The organism is Pantoea sp. BS_8 (assembly GCF_041954965.1).
Taxonomy (GTDB): domain Bacteria; phylum Pseudomonadota; class Gammaproteobacteria; order Enterobacterales; family Enterobacteriaceae; genus Pantoea; species Pantoea stewartii.
In genome coordinates, this window is record NZ_JAVAXU010000003.1 from 192,199 (window position 1) to 208,436 (window position 16,238).

At 55.9% G+C, this 16,238-nt stretch carries 14 protein-coding genes; 10 read left to right on the forward strand and 4 right to left on the reverse strand.

The window, feature by feature from the left end; genetic code table 11:
* Positions 1 to 6 precede the first annotated feature (6 nt).
* From RAC65_RS09790 to RAC65_RS09820, 7 genes are read left to right on the forward strand one after another with little or no spacing between them, the layout of a single operon-like run.
* On the forward strand, positions 7 to 987 hold the full coding sequence (locus tag RAC65_RS09790) for a substrate-binding domain-containing protein (RefSeq protein ID WP_054633363.1): 981 nt from the start codon (positions 7 to 9) through the stop codon (positions 985 to 987).
* Positions 988 to 989: 2 nt separating this feature from the next.
* Positions 990 to 2,495: a sugar ABC transporter ATP-binding protein gene (locus tag RAC65_RS09795; protein ID WP_375096671.1), complete on the forward strand. Its 1,506-nt coding sequence runs from the start codon at positions 990 to 992 to the stop codon at positions 2,493 to 2,495.
* Positions 2,488 to 3,477 (forward strand): ABC transporter permease, encoded by a 990-nt coding sequence (locus RAC65_RS09800; protein WP_375096639.1) that lies wholly within the window; start codon positions 2,488 to 2,490, stop codon positions 3,475 to 3,477. Before RAC65_RS09795 ends, RAC65_RS09800 begins: the two co-directional genes overlap by 8 nt.
* A 14-nt stretch (positions 3,478 to 3,491) precedes the next feature.
* Entirely contained in the window at positions 3,492 to 4,544 is a 1,053-nt protein-coding gene (locus tag RAC65_RS09805) for an ABC transporter permease (RefSeq protein WP_375096640.1), read from the forward strand.
* Positions 4,544 to 5,236 (forward strand): D-allulose 6-phosphate 3-epimerase, encoded by a 693-nt coding sequence (alsE, locus tag RAC65_RS09810; RefSeq protein WP_039339898.1) that lies wholly within the window; start codon positions 4,544 to 4,546, stop codon positions 5,234 to 5,236. Before RAC65_RS09805 ends, alsE begins: the two co-directional genes overlap by 1 nt.
* The gene (alsK, locus tag RAC65_RS09815) at positions 5,233 to 6,129 is read left to right on the forward strand and encodes an allose kinase (protein WP_039339900.1); all 897 of its coding nucleotides are present in this window, start codon (positions 5,233 to 5,235) and stop codon (positions 6,127 to 6,129) included. The genes alsE and alsK overlap by 4 nt, the downstream gene beginning before the upstream one ends.
* The gene (locus RAC65_RS09820) at positions 6,126 to 7,085 is read left to right on the forward strand and encodes a ribokinase (RefSeq protein ID WP_033740832.1); all 960 of its coding nucleotides are present in this window, start codon (positions 6,126 to 6,128) and stop codon (positions 7,083 to 7,085) included. The genes alsK and RAC65_RS09820 overlap by 4 nt, the downstream gene beginning before the upstream one ends.
* A 45-nt stretch (positions 7,086 to 7,130) precedes the next feature.
* Here RAC65_RS09820 and nudK read toward each other — a convergent pair whose 3' ends face one another.
* The 3 genes from nudK to RAC65_RS09835 all read right to left on the reverse strand — a co-directional run bounded on the left by nudK (position 7,131) and on the right by RAC65_RS09835 (position 9,889).
* Positions 7,131 to 7,709, reverse strand: coding sequence for a GDP-mannose pyrophosphatase NudK (gene nudK, locus RAC65_RS09825; RefSeq protein ID WP_375096641.1), 579 nt, complete (start codon positions 7,707 to 7,709; stop codon positions 7,131 to 7,133).
* A gap of 162 nt (positions 7,710 to 7,871) precedes the next feature.
* On the reverse strand, positions 7,872 to 9,344 hold the full coding sequence (ansP, locus tag RAC65_RS09830; protein ID WP_033740834.1) for an L-asparagine permease: 1,473 nt from the start codon (positions 9,342 to 9,344) through the stop codon (positions 7,872 to 7,874).
* Positions 9,345 to 9,616: 272 nt separating this feature from the next.
* Positions 9,617 to 9,889, reverse strand: coding sequence for a DUF1471 domain-containing protein (locus RAC65_RS09835; protein WP_006118378.1), 273 nt, complete (start codon positions 9,887 to 9,889; stop codon positions 9,617 to 9,619).
* A gap of 249 nt (positions 9,890 to 10,138) precedes the next feature.
* Here RAC65_RS09835 and narQ point away from each other — a divergent pair, with 249 nt between their 5' ends.
* The 3 genes from narQ (at position 10,139) to acrD (ending at position 15,922) form a co-directional block, all read left to right on the forward strand.
* On the forward strand, positions 10,139 to 11,827 hold the full coding sequence (narQ, locus tag RAC65_RS09840) for a nitrate/nitrite two-component system sensor histidine kinase NarQ (protein WP_375096642.1): 1,689 nt from the start codon (positions 10,139 to 10,141) through the stop codon (positions 11,825 to 11,827).
* A 180-nt stretch (positions 11,828 to 12,007) separates the two neighbouring features.
* Positions 12,008 to 12,640, forward strand: coding sequence for a response regulator (locus RAC65_RS09845; RefSeq protein WP_033740837.1), 633 nt, complete (start codon positions 12,008 to 12,010; stop codon positions 12,638 to 12,640).
* Between the two features lie 165 nt (positions 12,641 to 12,805).
* Positions 12,806 to 15,922, forward strand: coding sequence for a multidrug efflux RND transporter permease AcrD (acrD, locus tag RAC65_RS09850; RefSeq protein WP_033740838.1), 3,117 nt, complete (start codon positions 12,806 to 12,808; stop codon positions 15,920 to 15,922).
* Between the two features lie 126 nt (positions 15,923 to 16,048).
* On the opposite strand, the gene ypfM is transcribed toward acrD, so the two are convergent.
* On the reverse strand, positions 16,049 to 16,111 hold the full coding sequence (ypfM, locus tag RAC65_RS09855; protein ID WP_139015967.1) for a protein YpfM: 63 nt from the start codon (positions 16,109 to 16,111) through the stop codon (positions 16,049 to 16,051).
* Positions 16,112 to 16,238: the final 127 nt, after the last annotated feature.

The following is a 16,238-nucleotide window of genomic DNA, read 5'->3' on the forward strand; positions in this document are numbered from 1 at the left end:
GCCTTTATGAAAAAACAGCTTATCGCCTGTTCGTTGTTCGCATTACTGGCTTTTCAGTCCCATGCGGCGGACAAAATACGCATGGGCATCGTGGTGAAAATCGGTGGTATTCCGTGGTTCAACGCTATGGAAGCCGGAATTAAAAGCGAAGCGGCCAAACGCGGCATTGACGCCTGGATGGTGGGGCCGACCGCAGCCGATCCAGCCCTGCAGGTGCGTGCCATTGAAGATTTGATTGCCCAGAAAGTGGACATTATCGGCGTCGTCCCCAACGACCCCAAAGTGCTTGAGCCCGTCTTGCAGCGCGCCCGTGAAGCCGGCATCAAAGTCATTACCCACGAATCGCCAGGCCAGAAGTTTGCAAACTGGGACTTTGAATTAGTGGATGCCGCAACGCACGGCATCAATCATATGAAAGCGCTGGCGCAATGTATGCATGACGAAGGGAAATACGCCATATACGTGGGGAGCCTGACGGTGCCGCTTCATCAGCAGTGGACCGATGCCGCGCTGGATTATCAAAAGCAGCACTATCCCAACATGCAGTTGGTTACGGACAAATTTGGCGTAGGCGAATCCCTGGACGAGTCCATCCGTACCACCAATGAACTGATGTCTAAGTATCCCGATCTGAAAGGCATTTTAGCCTTCGGTTCGCAGGGCCCTATTGGTGCCGGTCGCGCCGTTATGAACCGCAATAAAACCAATCAGGTCTGTGTCATTGGGGCGTTCAGTCCGGGTCAGGGCGCGCAACTGGTTAACCGCGGGGCGATCAAGGGCGGCTATATCTGGAATCCACATACCGCCGGTGAAGTGTTTATCCGTATTGCCGAGAAGGTGGAGAAGAACGAACCGATTACGGACGGTATGACGATTGACGGCCTGGGCAAGGTGAAAGTGGATCAGACAACGCACACCATTCTGGGCAACAACACGGAAAGTCTGGATAAAGCTAACCTGCCTAACCTGATCAAGCTGGGGCTGTAATGATGCAATCGGTCGCGCCGCAAAGGCTTATCACCCTGGAAAAACTGTCGAAAACCTTTGGGGGGAATCGTGCTCTGAGCGATATCTCGCTGACCTTGCTGGCGGGCGAAGTGCACTGCCTTGCCGGTACCAATGGTTGTGGCAAAAGTACGCTCATTAAAGTGATATCCGGCGTACATGCGCCGGATCGTGGCAGCGAAATTCGTTTAGGTGACGGAGACTGCTTGCCCCGCCTCTCGACTCAGCAGGCCAGAGACTTTGGTATTCAGGTCATCTATCAGGATCTGTCCCTGTTCCCGAACCTGAGCGTGGCCGAAAACATCGCATTTGAACACAATCTGCGCGGGTTATTTGGCTGGCATCAGCGCAAAACCCTGGTTGACAGTGCCCGGCGTATTGTTGAGGAACTGCAGTTTGACCTCAATCTTGACGAGAGTGTCGCACACCTTTCCATCGCTCAGCGACAACAGGTCGCCATTTGTCGCGCGCTGGCGGCGGATGCGCGGCTGGTGATCATGGATGAGCCCACCGCTTCCCTCACCCGTACCGAAGTCAATCAACTGCTGCGCACGGTACGCTATCTCAAACAGAAAAAGATTTGTGTGGTCTTTGTCAGCCATCGCCTGGACGAGGTGCTGGAAATATCAGATCGCGTAACCGTCATTCGCGACGGCCGCAAGGTTGGCTGCTGGCCGGCGCAGGCTATGACGCCGCACCATCTCACCGAGCTGATGACCGGGCAAAAACTTGATTATCAGTTAAAAACTTCTACGCGCAACGGTGATCGGGTCATTCTGGAAGTGGAAAACCTGCACCGTGCAGGTCAGTACCACGATGTTAATTTTCGGCTGTACGAAGGTGAGGTGCTGGGGCTGTGTGGTCTGCTGGGATCGGGACGTACTGAGCTGGCGCTTTCCCTGTTCGGCATGACCCGGCCTGACCGCGGCAGGATCTGGCTGGACAGTAAACCCGTGCGCTTTCGCAGTCATGAAGATGCCATCAAAGCCGGGATTGGCTATGTATCTGAGGATCGCCTGACGCTGGGGCTGATTCAGCAACAATCGGTGGCCGACAATATGGTGCTGCCCATTCTTAACCAGCTGCAAAACCGCTTCCACCTGATTGATGAATACCGCAAGAACAAGCTGATTCTTCAGTGGATTCAGCAACTGGGCGTGCGCGTTGCCGATCCACAGTTAGCCATCTCAACGCTGTCCGGCGGCAATCAGCAAAAGATTGTGCTGGCGAAATGGGTCCTGACGCAGCCGCGCCTGCTCATCCTCGATTCGCCCACCGTCGGCGTGGATGTGGGGGCAAAAGCGAGTATTTATCAACTTATTCACGAACTGGCACGCGAAGGCCTGTCGATCATTTTGATTTCCGATGAAGTCCCCGAGGTCTGGTACAACTGCGACCGCATTTTGCATTTCCGCGAGGGCACCATCCAGGCCGAATATCAACCAGACCGCATAGCGCAACAGCAACTGGCGGAGGTGATCAATGCCTGATTTTTCCCGTTTACGTCCTCATTCCAGCCAGGGCTGGCTGACGTGGGTATTGTTGCTGTTCATTGTGATTTTCTCCTTCGCCAGCGACCAGTTTCTGACCGTGCAAAACCTGCTGGATCTGGCCGAGAGTTACGCGGTTACCGGCATTTTCGCCCTCGGACTGTTTGTCGTGCTGGTGACCGGCGGCATTGATATTTCCTTTGCGGCCGTCGCCTCTGTGGTGCAGTACCTGATCGCCTCGCTGTTTGTGCATTACCAGTTTGCTAACGCGCCGCTGAGTATTGCACTGGCGATAGCCTGCGGCACGCTGTTTGGTGTCATTAACGCCTGGCTGATCACCTGGCTCCGGGTCGTCTCCATCATCATCACCATTAGTATGCAGTCGCTGCTGTATGGCCTGCTGATGTGGGTGACCGGTGGACGCAGCCTGTATCAGCTTCCGGACTGGTGGATCACGCTGCGTAACGTGCTGCCGTTCGAATGGCAGGGACAAGCCTTTCAGCTCGGCCTGCCGCTGCTCATCCTGTTGCTCATTGCGGCGCTGACAGCGTTGCTCCTCAACAAAACACATTTAGGTCGTCAACTCTATGCCGTGGGCGGCGATGCGGAATCCGCACGGCGTATCGGGATTCGCGTTGGCCTGATCTCCCTCTTTGCCTATGGCTGGCTGGGGGCCATGGCCGCGATTGGCGGACTGGTTCAGGTCTACCGCATGGGTGAAGTCGTCCCCAACGCCCTGGTGGGTGGTGAGCTGGATGTGCTGGCGGCAACCGTACTGGGCGGAGCCAGTCTGATGGGCGGCAAGGGCACCGTCAGTGGCACCTTGATGGGGGTTTTCCTGATCGCGGTTCTGAAGAACGGACTCAACCTGATTGGCGTATCCAACTACTTCATGAACATCGTGGTCGGTACCGTCATCATGGCCGCCATTGCTGTCACCCACTTTAAGAAGCGCAAAGAAACTGACGTCAGCTTTGTCTGAGGAGAGAAACAGAGATGAAAAGATTCGCTGCGTTAAAACCGGATGGCACCAATGTTGGCCTGCTGCTTCTGATTGCCTTCTCGCTGGCGCTGTTCGGCATTCTGTTACCCGGCCGCTTTTTTACCGACGCCACTTTCCTCAGCATGGCGTTCCAACTGCCGGAACTGGGCTTACTCACCCTGGCGATGTTTATTGCCATCCTGAGTGGCGGACTCAATCTGGCGCTTATCACCACCGCCAATCTGACCAGCCTGTTTATCGCCTGGGTCTTACTAAACAGGGTGCCGGACGGGGCCGGAACCGCTCAGCAACTCGTGTGGTTACTGCTGGCAGTACTGGGTGCGATGCTGATTGCTGCACTCATTGGCCTGATTACCGGCGTCATGGTAACGCGCATTGGCGCACATCCCATCCTGGTGACGCTGGCAACCATGATCACGATTAACGGCATCGGTATCTGGCTGACCAAAGGCGCGGCGGTAAGCGGTATGCCTCCCGTTGTAAGGGCTCTGGGTGCCGATACCTTACTGGGCGTGCCGTTGCCCCTGTGGCTCTTTCTGCTGGCGGCCGCCCTGCTGGCCCTGTTTCTGGGCAAAACCCGCGCCGGTAAGTGCATCTATATGGGCGGCAGCAACATCAACGCGACCTGGTTTAGCGGCATCAACACGCACCGCATGGTGATGCTGGTATATATCCTTTCCAGCCTGTTGTGCGTACTGGCGGGGCTGGTGATGATGGCGCGCTTTAACTCCGCCCGCATGGGTTATGGCGATGCCTATCTCTTACTCACCGTGCTGGCCATCATCCTTGGTGGCACCGATCCCAATGGCGGCTTTGGCCGGGTCACCGGCGTCGTGCTGGCGCTGATCGCGCTACAAATTCTTTCCACCGGGTTCAGTCTGATGAACATCAGTCCGCACGTCAGCCTGGCAATGTGGGGCGCGGTATTGATTGTGGTGCTGGCCGTTAAACAGGGCAAAGCCCGACTGAATGAAAGCCGGGCCGTAACGCGCAGCAAACGTTTAAGCGCGGCCCTGAATCCCTTGACTGAGAAAAAGGAAGTATGATGCGTATTCAAATCTCGCCGTCATTAATGTGCATGAATCTGATGGAGATTAAACAGCAGCTGGCGGTCCTGAACACCCGCGCTGATTTCCTGCACGTTGATATCATGGACGGGCATTACGTCAAAAACATCACGCTGTCGCCGTTCTTTATTGAGCAAATTCGTCCGCATACGCCCGTAGCGATAGACGTTCACCTGATGGTGGAACAGCCGACCGATTTTATCGAGGCCGTCGCGAAAGCGGGAGCAGACTATATCTGTCCGCATGCGGAGACCATCAACCGCGATGCCTTCCGGGTGATCAACCTGATCCGCCATCTGGGGAAAAAGCCGGGCGTGGTTTTAAATCCCGCTACGCCCGTGTCGTTTATTCATCACTATATTCATCTGCTGGAGAAGATCACCGTAATGACGGTCGATCCGGGTTATGCCGGGCAGCCATTTATTCCCGAGATGGTGCAGAAGATCCAGCAGCTTAAGGCCCTGAAACAGGCACAGGGCTATGACTTCCTCATCGAAATTGACGGCTCCTGTAATCAACGAACCTACCGCACGCTACTGGAGGCGGGCGCAGACGTGCTGATTGTCGGCACCTCAGGCCTGTTCAACGTGCATGACGATCTCAGCACCGCCTGGGACATGATGCGCAGCAGCATTGATGCCGCACAGGGACTGGCACAGGAGTCTGCATGAAACAACGCTGGCTTGGAATGGATATCGGTGGCACCAGCACCCGACTGCAACTGATGGAAGACGGCCAGCACTGGTGCGGATTCCGTAAAATAGCGACCGCCAGTTGGGCACAGCAAACGGATGCGCTTCACGCCCTGGGCGATGTGATTATTGACACGCTGGCGTCACAAGCGATTAGCGGCGTAATGCTCGGGCTCCCGGGTATTCTCAGCCGCGATCGTCAGCAGGTTATCTCGTTACCCTTTATTCAGGCACTGGATGGGCAACCTGTGGCAGCCCAGTTGAGCAAGCGACTGGGCGTGCCGGTCGCCATGGATAAAGACGTCAACCACCTGATGTTATGGGATCTGCTACAGCTTGATGCCCTGCCCGACAACGCGGTGGGATTGTATCCCGGCACCGGTTTAGGCAACAGCCTGTGGCTGGAAGGCCGCTTTTATCATGGTCATCATGGCGGCGCGGGTGAACTGGGGCATATTCCCCTGCCCGGCAATGACCTGCCCTGCCCGTGCGGCAATCGCGGCTGTGCGGAAACGCTGATCTCCGGTCACTGGCTGAGCCAGTGGGCGGCGACGCATCAGCCGGACACCGCCCTGTCACAACTGTTTGCGCGACACGGGGATCATCCCGATCTGCAGGCCTTCGTCCAGCGGCTGGCGCACCTGATCGCCAGTGAAATGAACATCCTCGATCCGGAATACCTGATTCTGGGCGGTGGCGTGCTGGCGATGGCCGGTTTTCCGCTGGCGCAGTTACAACACCACATTCAGCGCAGTTTGCGGCCGCCCGTCACGCGCCACGGTTTACGGATCGTGTTCAGTCATGCCACCGATTACACGGGCTGCCGTGGTGCCTGCCTGGCTGCCGAACGCCACTTTGGGGAGCGAAAATGAAAGGCAAAGTCTGTGTGTTTGGTTCATTCAATCTGGATATTGTCGCCGGTATGCGCCGCTTTCCCCTGCCGGGCGAATCGCTGATTGCTCAGCACAGCATGATGGGACCGGGCGGTAAAGGTGCGAATCAGGCCACCGCCGCACTGCGCGCGGGTGCCCGGGTGCACTATATTGGCAAAGTGGGCAAGGACGACTTTGGTGTGTTTGCCCGCCGCCATCTGGAAAAAACCGGGTTTGATGCGATTACACTGTTCACCTGTAAGGAGAAACCCACCGGCAATGCGTTGATCTACGTTGCCGGAAACGACGCCGAAAACATGATTTCCGTCTATCCAGGCGCCAACCTTACCGTGACGGCGGCGGAAGTCACGCGCTGCAAACCCACCGTCGCGGCGGCGGACATTCTGCTGGTCCAGCTCGAGAACAACCTGAGCGCGATACAGCGCATGATTGATAATGCGCGGGCCGCCAATACCTTTGTGATTCTTAATCCCGCGCCGTTTCAAAAAATCAGCGATACGTTGCTGGCAAAAGTCGATCTGCTGACCCCGAACAGTACGGAAGCGAGGCTGCTGACCGGCATCAACGTCAACGATATCCGCAGTGCCCGGCAGGCGGCAGAAATTCTGCATCGCAAAGGGGCGCGCCAGATCATTATTACACTGGGGACGGCGGGTGCGTTACTGTCTGACGGCCAGCAGCAACGGCATATTCCCGTGTTTCCTGCCACCCCGCTGGATACGACCGGCGCGGGTGATGCGTTTAACGGCGCGCTGGCGGCCAGGCTCGCGGCGGGCGTTGCGCTGGATCAGGCGGCGCTGTATGCGGCCGCGTTTGCCTCATTATGTGTGGAGCGACCGGGTGCGGCCCATTCGATGCCTTCGTATGCCGAGGCACTGGCGCGTCTGCAGGCGCACCCGGAGTGCGTCGCCGACAGCGTGATGACGTGCGTATAAAGCGGAAAGCCGATGCGATGGTTTGCGCATCGGCTTCGTGCAGGATTACAGCGTTAGCCTGCCTGCGATCAGGGCGTGCTGCAATAACATGATGGTTTTACCATCACGAATGCGTCCGTCTTTCACCCACGCCATGGCCTGAGGAAAAGGCATTTCCAGCACATCAATGGCCTCATCTTCGACACCGCCACCAGCGTTCTCGCGCAGGGATTCGTGATATTCCGCCGCAAAGAAGTGAATCAGTTCAGTGACGCCGCCCGGTGACATGTAGACCGAATACAGTTTTTCGACCTCGCCTACCGCATAGCCGGTCTCTTCAATGGCCTCTTTACGGATGCAATCCTCTGGCGAGTCGTCATCCAGTAAACCCGCGCAGGCCTCAATTAACATTCCGTCTTCATTACCGTTCACGTAGGTCGCCACGCGGAACTGGCGCGTCAGCACCACACTGTTTTTTTCACGGTTATAGAGCAGAATTGTCGCACCGTTGCCGCGATCGTACACCTCGCGTTTGTGACGCACGACGTCGCCATGGCTGTCGGTTAGCTCATAGGTGATGTTACGCAACACAAACCAGTTCTCAGACAGCAGCTTATCTTTGATGATAGTGATTCTGGACGACATAGGCGCTCCGCAAGTAAGAAGGGAGCCAATGATGATAGGTCGTGGGATGCAAGAAAACTATCTGAATTACGTGTCTGCGCACGCAATCATCAAGACCGCCCGAAACACCGAAAAAAAATGCCAGCACGCAGGCTGGCATTGATATTTCAGGCAAGATCACCGTCAGGATGATTTGCCATCGTGCTCGTGATGCTCGTGCTCCGTGGCGGCAATTTCGTTAACGCGCTTACGCACACCAAACCAGCCCAGAACCAGAATCACCGCAATCAGCGGAATAGAGGCAATAGTGTACGTGCCGTTTGGATAGTCAAACGCCATTAAGACCAGCACGCTGAACAGGAACAGCAGCGTCAGCCAGGAAGTGAAAGGCGCGCCCGGCAGCTTAAAGCTGACGTCGTCGGCCTTGCCTTCTTTAATAGCTTTGCGCAGACGCAGCTGGCACAGCACGATAAAGCCCCAGGACGAAATGATCCCCAGTGACGCGACGTTCAGGACAATCTCGAACACCTGTGACGGCACATAGTAGTTGAGTATTACGCCGACAACATAGACGCAAACGGTAACCAGAATCCCGGCATAAGGCACCTGCTGGCTGCTCATTTTAGACATGAATTTCGGTGCTGAGCCGCCCATCGACATGGAGCGCAGAATACGGCCTGTCGAGTACAGACCGGAGTTCAGACTGGACAGCGCGGCGCTGAGGACCACGATATTCATGATGCTGCCGATATACGGCACGCCCAGTTTAGAGAAGAAGGTCACAAACGGACTTTGCCCGGCCTGATAGGCATTCCACGGCAGTAACAGCACCAGCAGCACCACGGAACCGACATAGAACAAACCGATACGCCAGATTACGCTGTTGATCGCTTTCGGCAGCATGGTTTCCGGATCTTTACACTCACCTGCGGCCGTACCCACCAGTTCGATCGAAGCGAAGGCAAAGACCACCCCCTGCACCAGCACCAGCGCCGGTAACAGGCCGTGCGGGAACAGGCCGCCGTTATCCGTGACCAGGTGGAAACCTGTTGCATTGCCGTCCAGCGGTTTACCGCTGCCCAGGAACACCACGCCGACCACCAGAAATATCACTATCGCCAGCACCTTGACTAACGCGAACCAGAACTCCATTTCGGCAAACCACTTTACGCCGATCATGTTCATGGTACCGACAATCGCCAGCGCGCCCAGGGCAAACACCCATTGTGGGACATCGCCAAACGCGCCCCAGTAGTGCATATACAGTGCCACGGCGGTGATATCGACAATCCCGGTCATGGCCCAGTTAACAAAATACATCCAGCCTGCCACATAGGAGGCTTTTTCACCCATAAACTCGCGTGCATAGGAAACAAAGCTTCCACTGCTGGGACGGTGTAAAACCAGTTCGCCCAGCGCGCGCAGAATGAAGAAGGAGAAAATGCCACAGACCAGATAGATTACCGCCAGAGCGGGACCCGCAGCCTGTAAGCGGGCACCTGCGCCCAGGAACAGACCTGTACCAATTGCGCCACCGATAGCGATCATCTGTACGTGACGATTACCCATGGCTTTCTTATAGCCGGAGTCGTGGGAATTGAGCCAGCGTCGTTTCGCAGCGCGCATGTCTGCTGCGGTTTTCTTCGTAGATTTCATAGCCTTCCTGTTTGTCCTGACCATAAGTCATCGCGCATCCAAACGATTGCGTTTAGCAGTGCGAAATGGGTTTTCTTCCTCTGTGCGTTTGCCTGTGAGTTAACGAAAAGCAGCGCGGGAATTTACGGCGATGAATCCTAACCGTTATGCAACATCGAAGCAAAATATACCGAGGAGATAAGCCGGACGATTTGTAAAAAACTTTTCTGAGATCACAAAAAAACCGGCCGACAGGCGACCGGTAAGGGCTACAGGGAAGGTAACAGAGGGGTTTAGCGGTAAATTTCGGCAGTGCCGGTCCACAGGCTGGAGTCGCCGGGGTTATCAACCCCGATGACACGGAAATGGCGGGCACCTTCTGATTTGGCCTCCTGCGAAAGCTGGCGGGTGACATCATCCAGAGAGCCGTTCACATTTGTCACCGAGACGCTGCCGATACGTTGCAGCCCCTGGGCTTCCTGCCGGTCCACTGCCGTGGCAGCAAGAGTAGAGAATGAAGCAGTGGCCAACAGAGCAGCGCTAAGGTACACAGGTAATCGTTTCATACTTCCTCCGAACTTGCGTGGGTCACTGAGTAAAACATGGTGTTGAGTATTAGCGAGGCAATGAAAGCCAACATGGGCAAGGTGTAAAGCTATGGCAGTAATGTTCATCCGTAAGTGGACATTCCTGGGAAACGTCAACGGGGGTGAGTTTGCGTACACAGCGCCGCTGTTTTCGGGCATTTTGTAATAAGTCGTCGGGTGTCTCTGGCACCGCTCTTATGATTCCCTGTCAGTAAAGGTGTTATTGTCGTGATTGTTAAACGCTCTGTTACCAGAAGTATCGCGCTGTCGTTAACGTGGATTGTCTTGCTGGCGTTACTGACGACCGGCCTGGCGCTGCTGACGCTTTCCAGTAGCCTGCGCGATGCGGAAGCCATTAATCTGGCCGGATCGCTGCGAATGCAAAGTTACCGCCTGGCCTGGGATGCCAGAGCAGATCCGCAGCTGCTGACGGCGCACCTGGCGCAATATCAACAAACGCTCGATGCCGCCGTGCTACAGGAACTCGATCGCCCCTGGGTGCCGCGCAAGGTTATTAATCACTATCAGCGTTTACGCGAAGGCTGGCCCGGTCTGGCACAGCATCTGCAGGCGAACGCGTCAGATGCCTGGCGGCAACAAATGCCCAACTACGTTGACGAAATTAACCGCTTCGTACTGGCGCTACAGCGCTACGCCGAACTGAAAATGCGCGTCGTGGCCATCAGCAGCCTGACGGGCGTGATCGCCATTGTTGCGCTCGCTCTGATGACGATCCGCTTTACCCGCCAGCGGGTCGTTAAACCCCTCAATGCACTGGTCAGAGCCAGCCGCTATGTGGAAAGCGGCAATTTTGCCTTTCCGCCCCTGCATGTGCAGCAGCAGAACGAGCTGAAAGTCCTGTCACAGACTTTCAGCAGCATGGCTGCACAATTACAGTGCCATTATCAGCAACTGGAACAACGGGTCCGCGACAAAACCCGGGACTTAACCCAGGCGAATCATACGCTCTCCTTACTCTATGAAAGCTCACAAATCCTGACCAGCCGTTCGCTGCAACCGGCGCTTTTCGATGATGTGCTGAACCGCATCGTCGGCAAAGAGAATATTGCCTTCATTCAGCTTCAGGGCGAGCAGTTTACCTGTGAGGCGGGCCAGCACGATCCCGCGCTGGCCTGGCAGCATTTACCGCTGAAACAGGACGATCAACGTGTTGGCACGCTGCGCTGGCAAACCGGCGGCGCGGCCCCTTCCGCCGCGCTAATGGGCAGCCTGGCCGCGATGCTGGGACGGTCGATCTGGATCTGGCAAACCCAGAAGCAGTACCAGCAAATGCTGCTGATTGAGGAGCGCGCCACGATTGCACGTGAACTGCACGACTCGCTGGCGCAGTCACTGACTTACCTGCGGATACAGCTGATGCAGCTTCGGCGCAGCCTGTCCGCCTCCGATCAGTCGGCACAGGCGATCATTGCAGATTTTGATCGCGAACTGGCAGAGGCTTACCGCCAGCTACGCGAACTGCTGGCGACCTTTCGTCTGACGATCGAAAAGGCCGATCTGGAGGCTGCTCTGCACGTGATGATTGCGCCGCTTCAGTCTCAGACTGTAGCTGATATCCGGTTGACCTGCCAGCCAGGCCTGCAGCAACTGGATGCCCGGCAACAGGTCCACGTCCTGCAAATTGCCCGGGAAGCCGTCCTGAATGCCATTCGCCATGCGAATGCCCGTTTGATTACCGTCGACTACCAGATCACGGATACAGGTGAGCATTCACTGACAATCACTGATGACGGCACGGGCATGATCAGCACAGAAGAACCCCCGGGGCATTATGGTTTCATCACCATGACCGAGCGCGCAGCATGCTTGTCTGGCCAGTTAGACATTCGTTCGCAGCCGTGTGGAACACAGATTGTTTTGCGCTTTCCACCACGTCCGGCATCAGAGATTGACTAGCCGCACGTAACACGGCTTTACTTTTATTGCATCTCGCATCACAGGGCATGTGGCAGATCAACGGCAGGCCATCGGGTTAATCATTACAATGACAGCACCACAGAGGGTCGCTGCAGCCGCCGCTTGACGAACCGCATTGCCCATGCGACAACCTGCAGCGTCAGGTGACAGGGAGAAAACATGGAACAACCGACTTTAACAATCATGATTGTGGACGACCATCCGCTTATGCGTCGCGGTATTCGGCAGTTACTGGCGCTTGACCCGACGCTTCAGGTCGTCGCGGAAGCCAGCAACGGCACCGAAGCACTGGCCGAGGCCCGTCGCCTGACACCGGACGTCATCCTGCTCGACCTGAATATGAAAGGGTTGTCGGGCCTGGACACGCTGAAAGCGCTTCGTCATGAAGGCATCCACTCGCGGATACTGGTGCTGACGGTGTCGGATGCGCGCAGTGATATCTTCGCCATGGTGGATGCGGGAGCCGATGGGTATTTGCTGAAAGACAGTGAACCGGAAATCCTGCTAAACCAGATCGTACAGGCCACACAGGGCGAAAATGTCTTTAGCGAGGCGGTCCGGCATTCGCTCGCGACGCGTCACAACAGCGACGATCCGTTCCGTTTGCTGACCGAACGCGAACGCGACGTGCTTCAGGAGGTGGCGCGAGGCCTGTCCAACAAAGCCGTTGCTGATACCTTGCAAATTTCAGAAGAGACGGTGAAGGTACATCTTCGCAATATCCTGCGCAAACTTGAGGTTCGCTCACGCGTTGCGGCGACCATCCTGTGGCTTGAACGTCGACATCGTTGAGAAAAAGCGCGCCAATTTACACATTCTTTATAATTTCTCCACTTTTCAAACCCTGCCCGCACGTAAAGTAGTCGCCTGGTCGTGCGTGATGTCATGGAATACTTTCGTACGTTACGCGCTGCATCGGTCATATTAATAATAAAAGCAGTGAGGAGTGCCGATTCCATGTCGAATTTCTTTATCGACCGCCCTATTTTTGCCTGGGTTTTGGCAATTTTATTGTGTCTTTGCGGCACGCTCGCCATTATTTCGCTTCCCGTTGAGCAATATCCCGACTTAGCGCCGCCCAACGTGCGTATAACCGCGACCTATCCTGGTGCCTCGGCGCAAACGCTGGAAAATACCGTTACCCAGGTTATCGAACAGAATATGACCGGTATCGATAATCTGATGTATATGTCCTCGAACAGCAGCAATACCGGCCAGGCGCAAATCACCCTCACCTTTACTGCCGGCACCAATCCCGACGAAGCACGTCAGCAGGTCCAGAATCAGTTACAGGCAGCCCTGCGTCAGTTACCTCAACCGGTGCAGTCACAAGGTGTGACCGTCAATAAAACCGGTGACAGTAATATTTTGATGGTGGCATTTGTCTCCACTGACGGCAGCATGAACAAACAAGATATTGCTGATTATGTCGCCAGTAATATTCAGGATCCCATAAGCCGAATTGATGGTGTCGGTGAAGTGGATGCCTACGGCACCCAATATGCCATGCGCATCTGGCTCGATCCCTACAAGCTGACCGCCTATGCCCTGACCACCGATGATGTGGTGAATGCCATCAAATCCCAGAACACTCAGGTGGCCGTCGGCCAGGTAGGCGGTTTGCCGGCAGTCAATAATCAGGCGCTGAACGCCACGGTGAACGCGCAGTCGATGCTGCAAACGCCCGACCAGTTTAAAGCGATTACCCTGAAGAATAATCCCGATGGCTCCGTCGTCACGCTGGGCGATGTCGCAACGGTGGCACTCGGCGCTGAAAAATACGATTCCCTCAGCCGCTACAATGGCCAGGCCGCCTCCGGACTGGGCATCAAACTGGCCTCCGGTGCCAACGAGATGAACACGGATAAGCTGGTGCGGGCACGTCTGGATGAGTTATCACACTATTTTCCGCATGGGCTGGAAGCGAAGATCGCTTATGAAACCACGCCTTTTGTCAAAGCCTCAATCACCGATGTGGTCAAAACCCTGCTGGAAGCCATTCTGCTGGTATTTGGCGTAATGTATCTGTTTATGCAGAACTTCCGGGCCACGTTAATCCCTACCATCGCCGTGCCGGTGGTGCTGCTTGGCACTTTCTGTGTGATCTTTGCCTTCGGCTACAGTATCAACACCCTGACCATGTTCGCCATGGTGCTGGCGATAGGCCTGCTGGTGGACGATGCCATTGTGGTCGTCGAAAACGTCGAACGTATCATGAGCGAGGAAGGGATCTCGCCGCGCGCAGCCACCCGAAAATCAATGGGGCAAATTCAGGGCGCGCTGGTGGGGATTGCGCTGGTGCTGTCCGCCGTCTTTATTCCCATGGCCTTTTTTGGCGGCACCGTCGGCGCCATCTACCGCCAGTTTTCGGTGACGATTGTCTCCGCCATGATCCTGTCCGTGCTGGTCGCAATGATCCTGACGCCAGCCCTGTGTGCCACGCTGCTCAAACCCATCGCCAAAGGTGAACACCACGGCGAGCGCGGCTTCTTCCGCTGGTTTAACTATCATTTCAACCGCAATGCCGATCGCTATGAGCGTGGCGTTGCCCGCATTCTGCACACAGGCGGCCGCTGGCTGCTGCTTTATGTGGGGATAATTGGCGTCATGGCGTTTCTGTTTCTTCACCTGCCTTCGTCGTTTTTGCCACAGGAAGATCGCGGCATGATTTTGACGCAGGTCCAGTTGCCCGCCGGTTCCAGCATGGATCAGACCTCGGCGGTGGTGGCCAAAGTGGAAAAATACTACCTGACGAAAGAGAAAGATAACGTGCTGTCGGTCTTCTCAACGATCGGTTCAGGCCCCGGCGGGAATGGACAAAACGTCGCGCGTCTGTTTATCCGTTTGAAAGACTGGGGTGACAGACCGGGCGCCGATCGTACCTCGTTCGCCATCATTAAGCGCGCGGGTAAAGCCTTTAAACACATCAATGAGGCCATGGTCATTGCGAGCAGCCCGCCGGCCATTACCGGGTTGGGTAGCTCATCGGGCTTCGACCTGGAGATACAGGATCATGGCGGCATCGGGCATGACAAGCTCATGGCCATGCGCGACATGCTACTGGACAAAGCCAGCAAAGATACGCTTCTGTCCCGTGTCCGTCATAACGGCCTTGATGATAGCCCACAGTTGCAAATTGATATTGATGAGCGTAAAGCGCAGGCGCTGGGCGTGTCGCTGGATACCATTAACGACACGCTCGCCACCGCCTGGGGCTCAAGCTACGTGAACGACTTTCTGGATCGGGGGCGGGTAAAAAAAGTGTATGTGCAGGCTGATGCGCCCTATCGCATGCTGCCCGATGATATCGACAAATGGTACGTGCGTAACAGCAGTGGCACCATGGTGCCCTTCTCGGCCTTTGCCACCAGCCGCTGGGAAACGGGCTCGCCGCGTCTGGAACGCTATAACGGCTACTCCTCACTGGAGATCGTGGGAGAAGCCGCAGAGGGCGTGAGTAGCGGTACCGCGATGAACGAAATGGAGAAGCTGGTTGAATCCCTGCCGCTCGGTGTGGGCTTCCAGTGGACGGGGGCGTCGTATCAGGAGCGGTTGTCCGGCTCTCAGGCTCCGGCGCTGTACGCCGTTTCGCTGCTGGTCGTGTTCCTCTGTCTGGCGGCCCTGTATGAGAGCTGGTCGATTCCGTTCTCTGTGATGCTGGTTGTGCCATTGGGTGTGGTCGGCGCCCTGATCGCCACCTGGACGCGCGGGCTGGAAAACGACGTCTATTTCCAGGTCGGCCTACTGACCGTCGTCGGGCTTTCGGCGAAGAACGCCATCCTGATTGTCGAGTTCGCCAACGAGCTTAACAGCAAGGGCGGCGAGCTGATTGAATCCACGCTTGCGGCTTCACGCCAGCGTCTGCGCCCGATCCTGATGACTTCACTGGCCTTTATCTTCGGCGTCCTGCCAATGGCGATCAGTAGCGGCGCAGGGTCAGGCAGTCAGCACTCCGTGGGCACCGGCGTGATGGGGGGAATGATTTCCGCCACGCTGTTAGCCATCCTGTTTGTACCGCTGTTCTTTGTGCTGGTGCGTCGTCGTTTCCCGCTGAAAGAGAAACATCCCGACTAACCTGCCCGCCTGTCTGGCGAACCAGACAGGCAAAAAAAACGGCCTCTGGAAACAGCGGCCGTTTTATTTCTGTGTGTGGTAAGAACTACAGCAGAGGGGAAAGTGCCCTGCTTTTCTCGTCACGTGTTACTTGTTACGTAACATCGCTTCGATAAATTCTTTCCAGTTCCCCATTTCGGTGTCAATCATAGAACCCTCTCTTATTGTAGTGGCAATATTACGCCTTTTTTTTCGCCTGGTGAATACGTTTACACCTGTTAGTACTATCGGCAAAGACGCAAAAAAGCTGAGTCTTTTCTGATTTGCTGGCTGACGC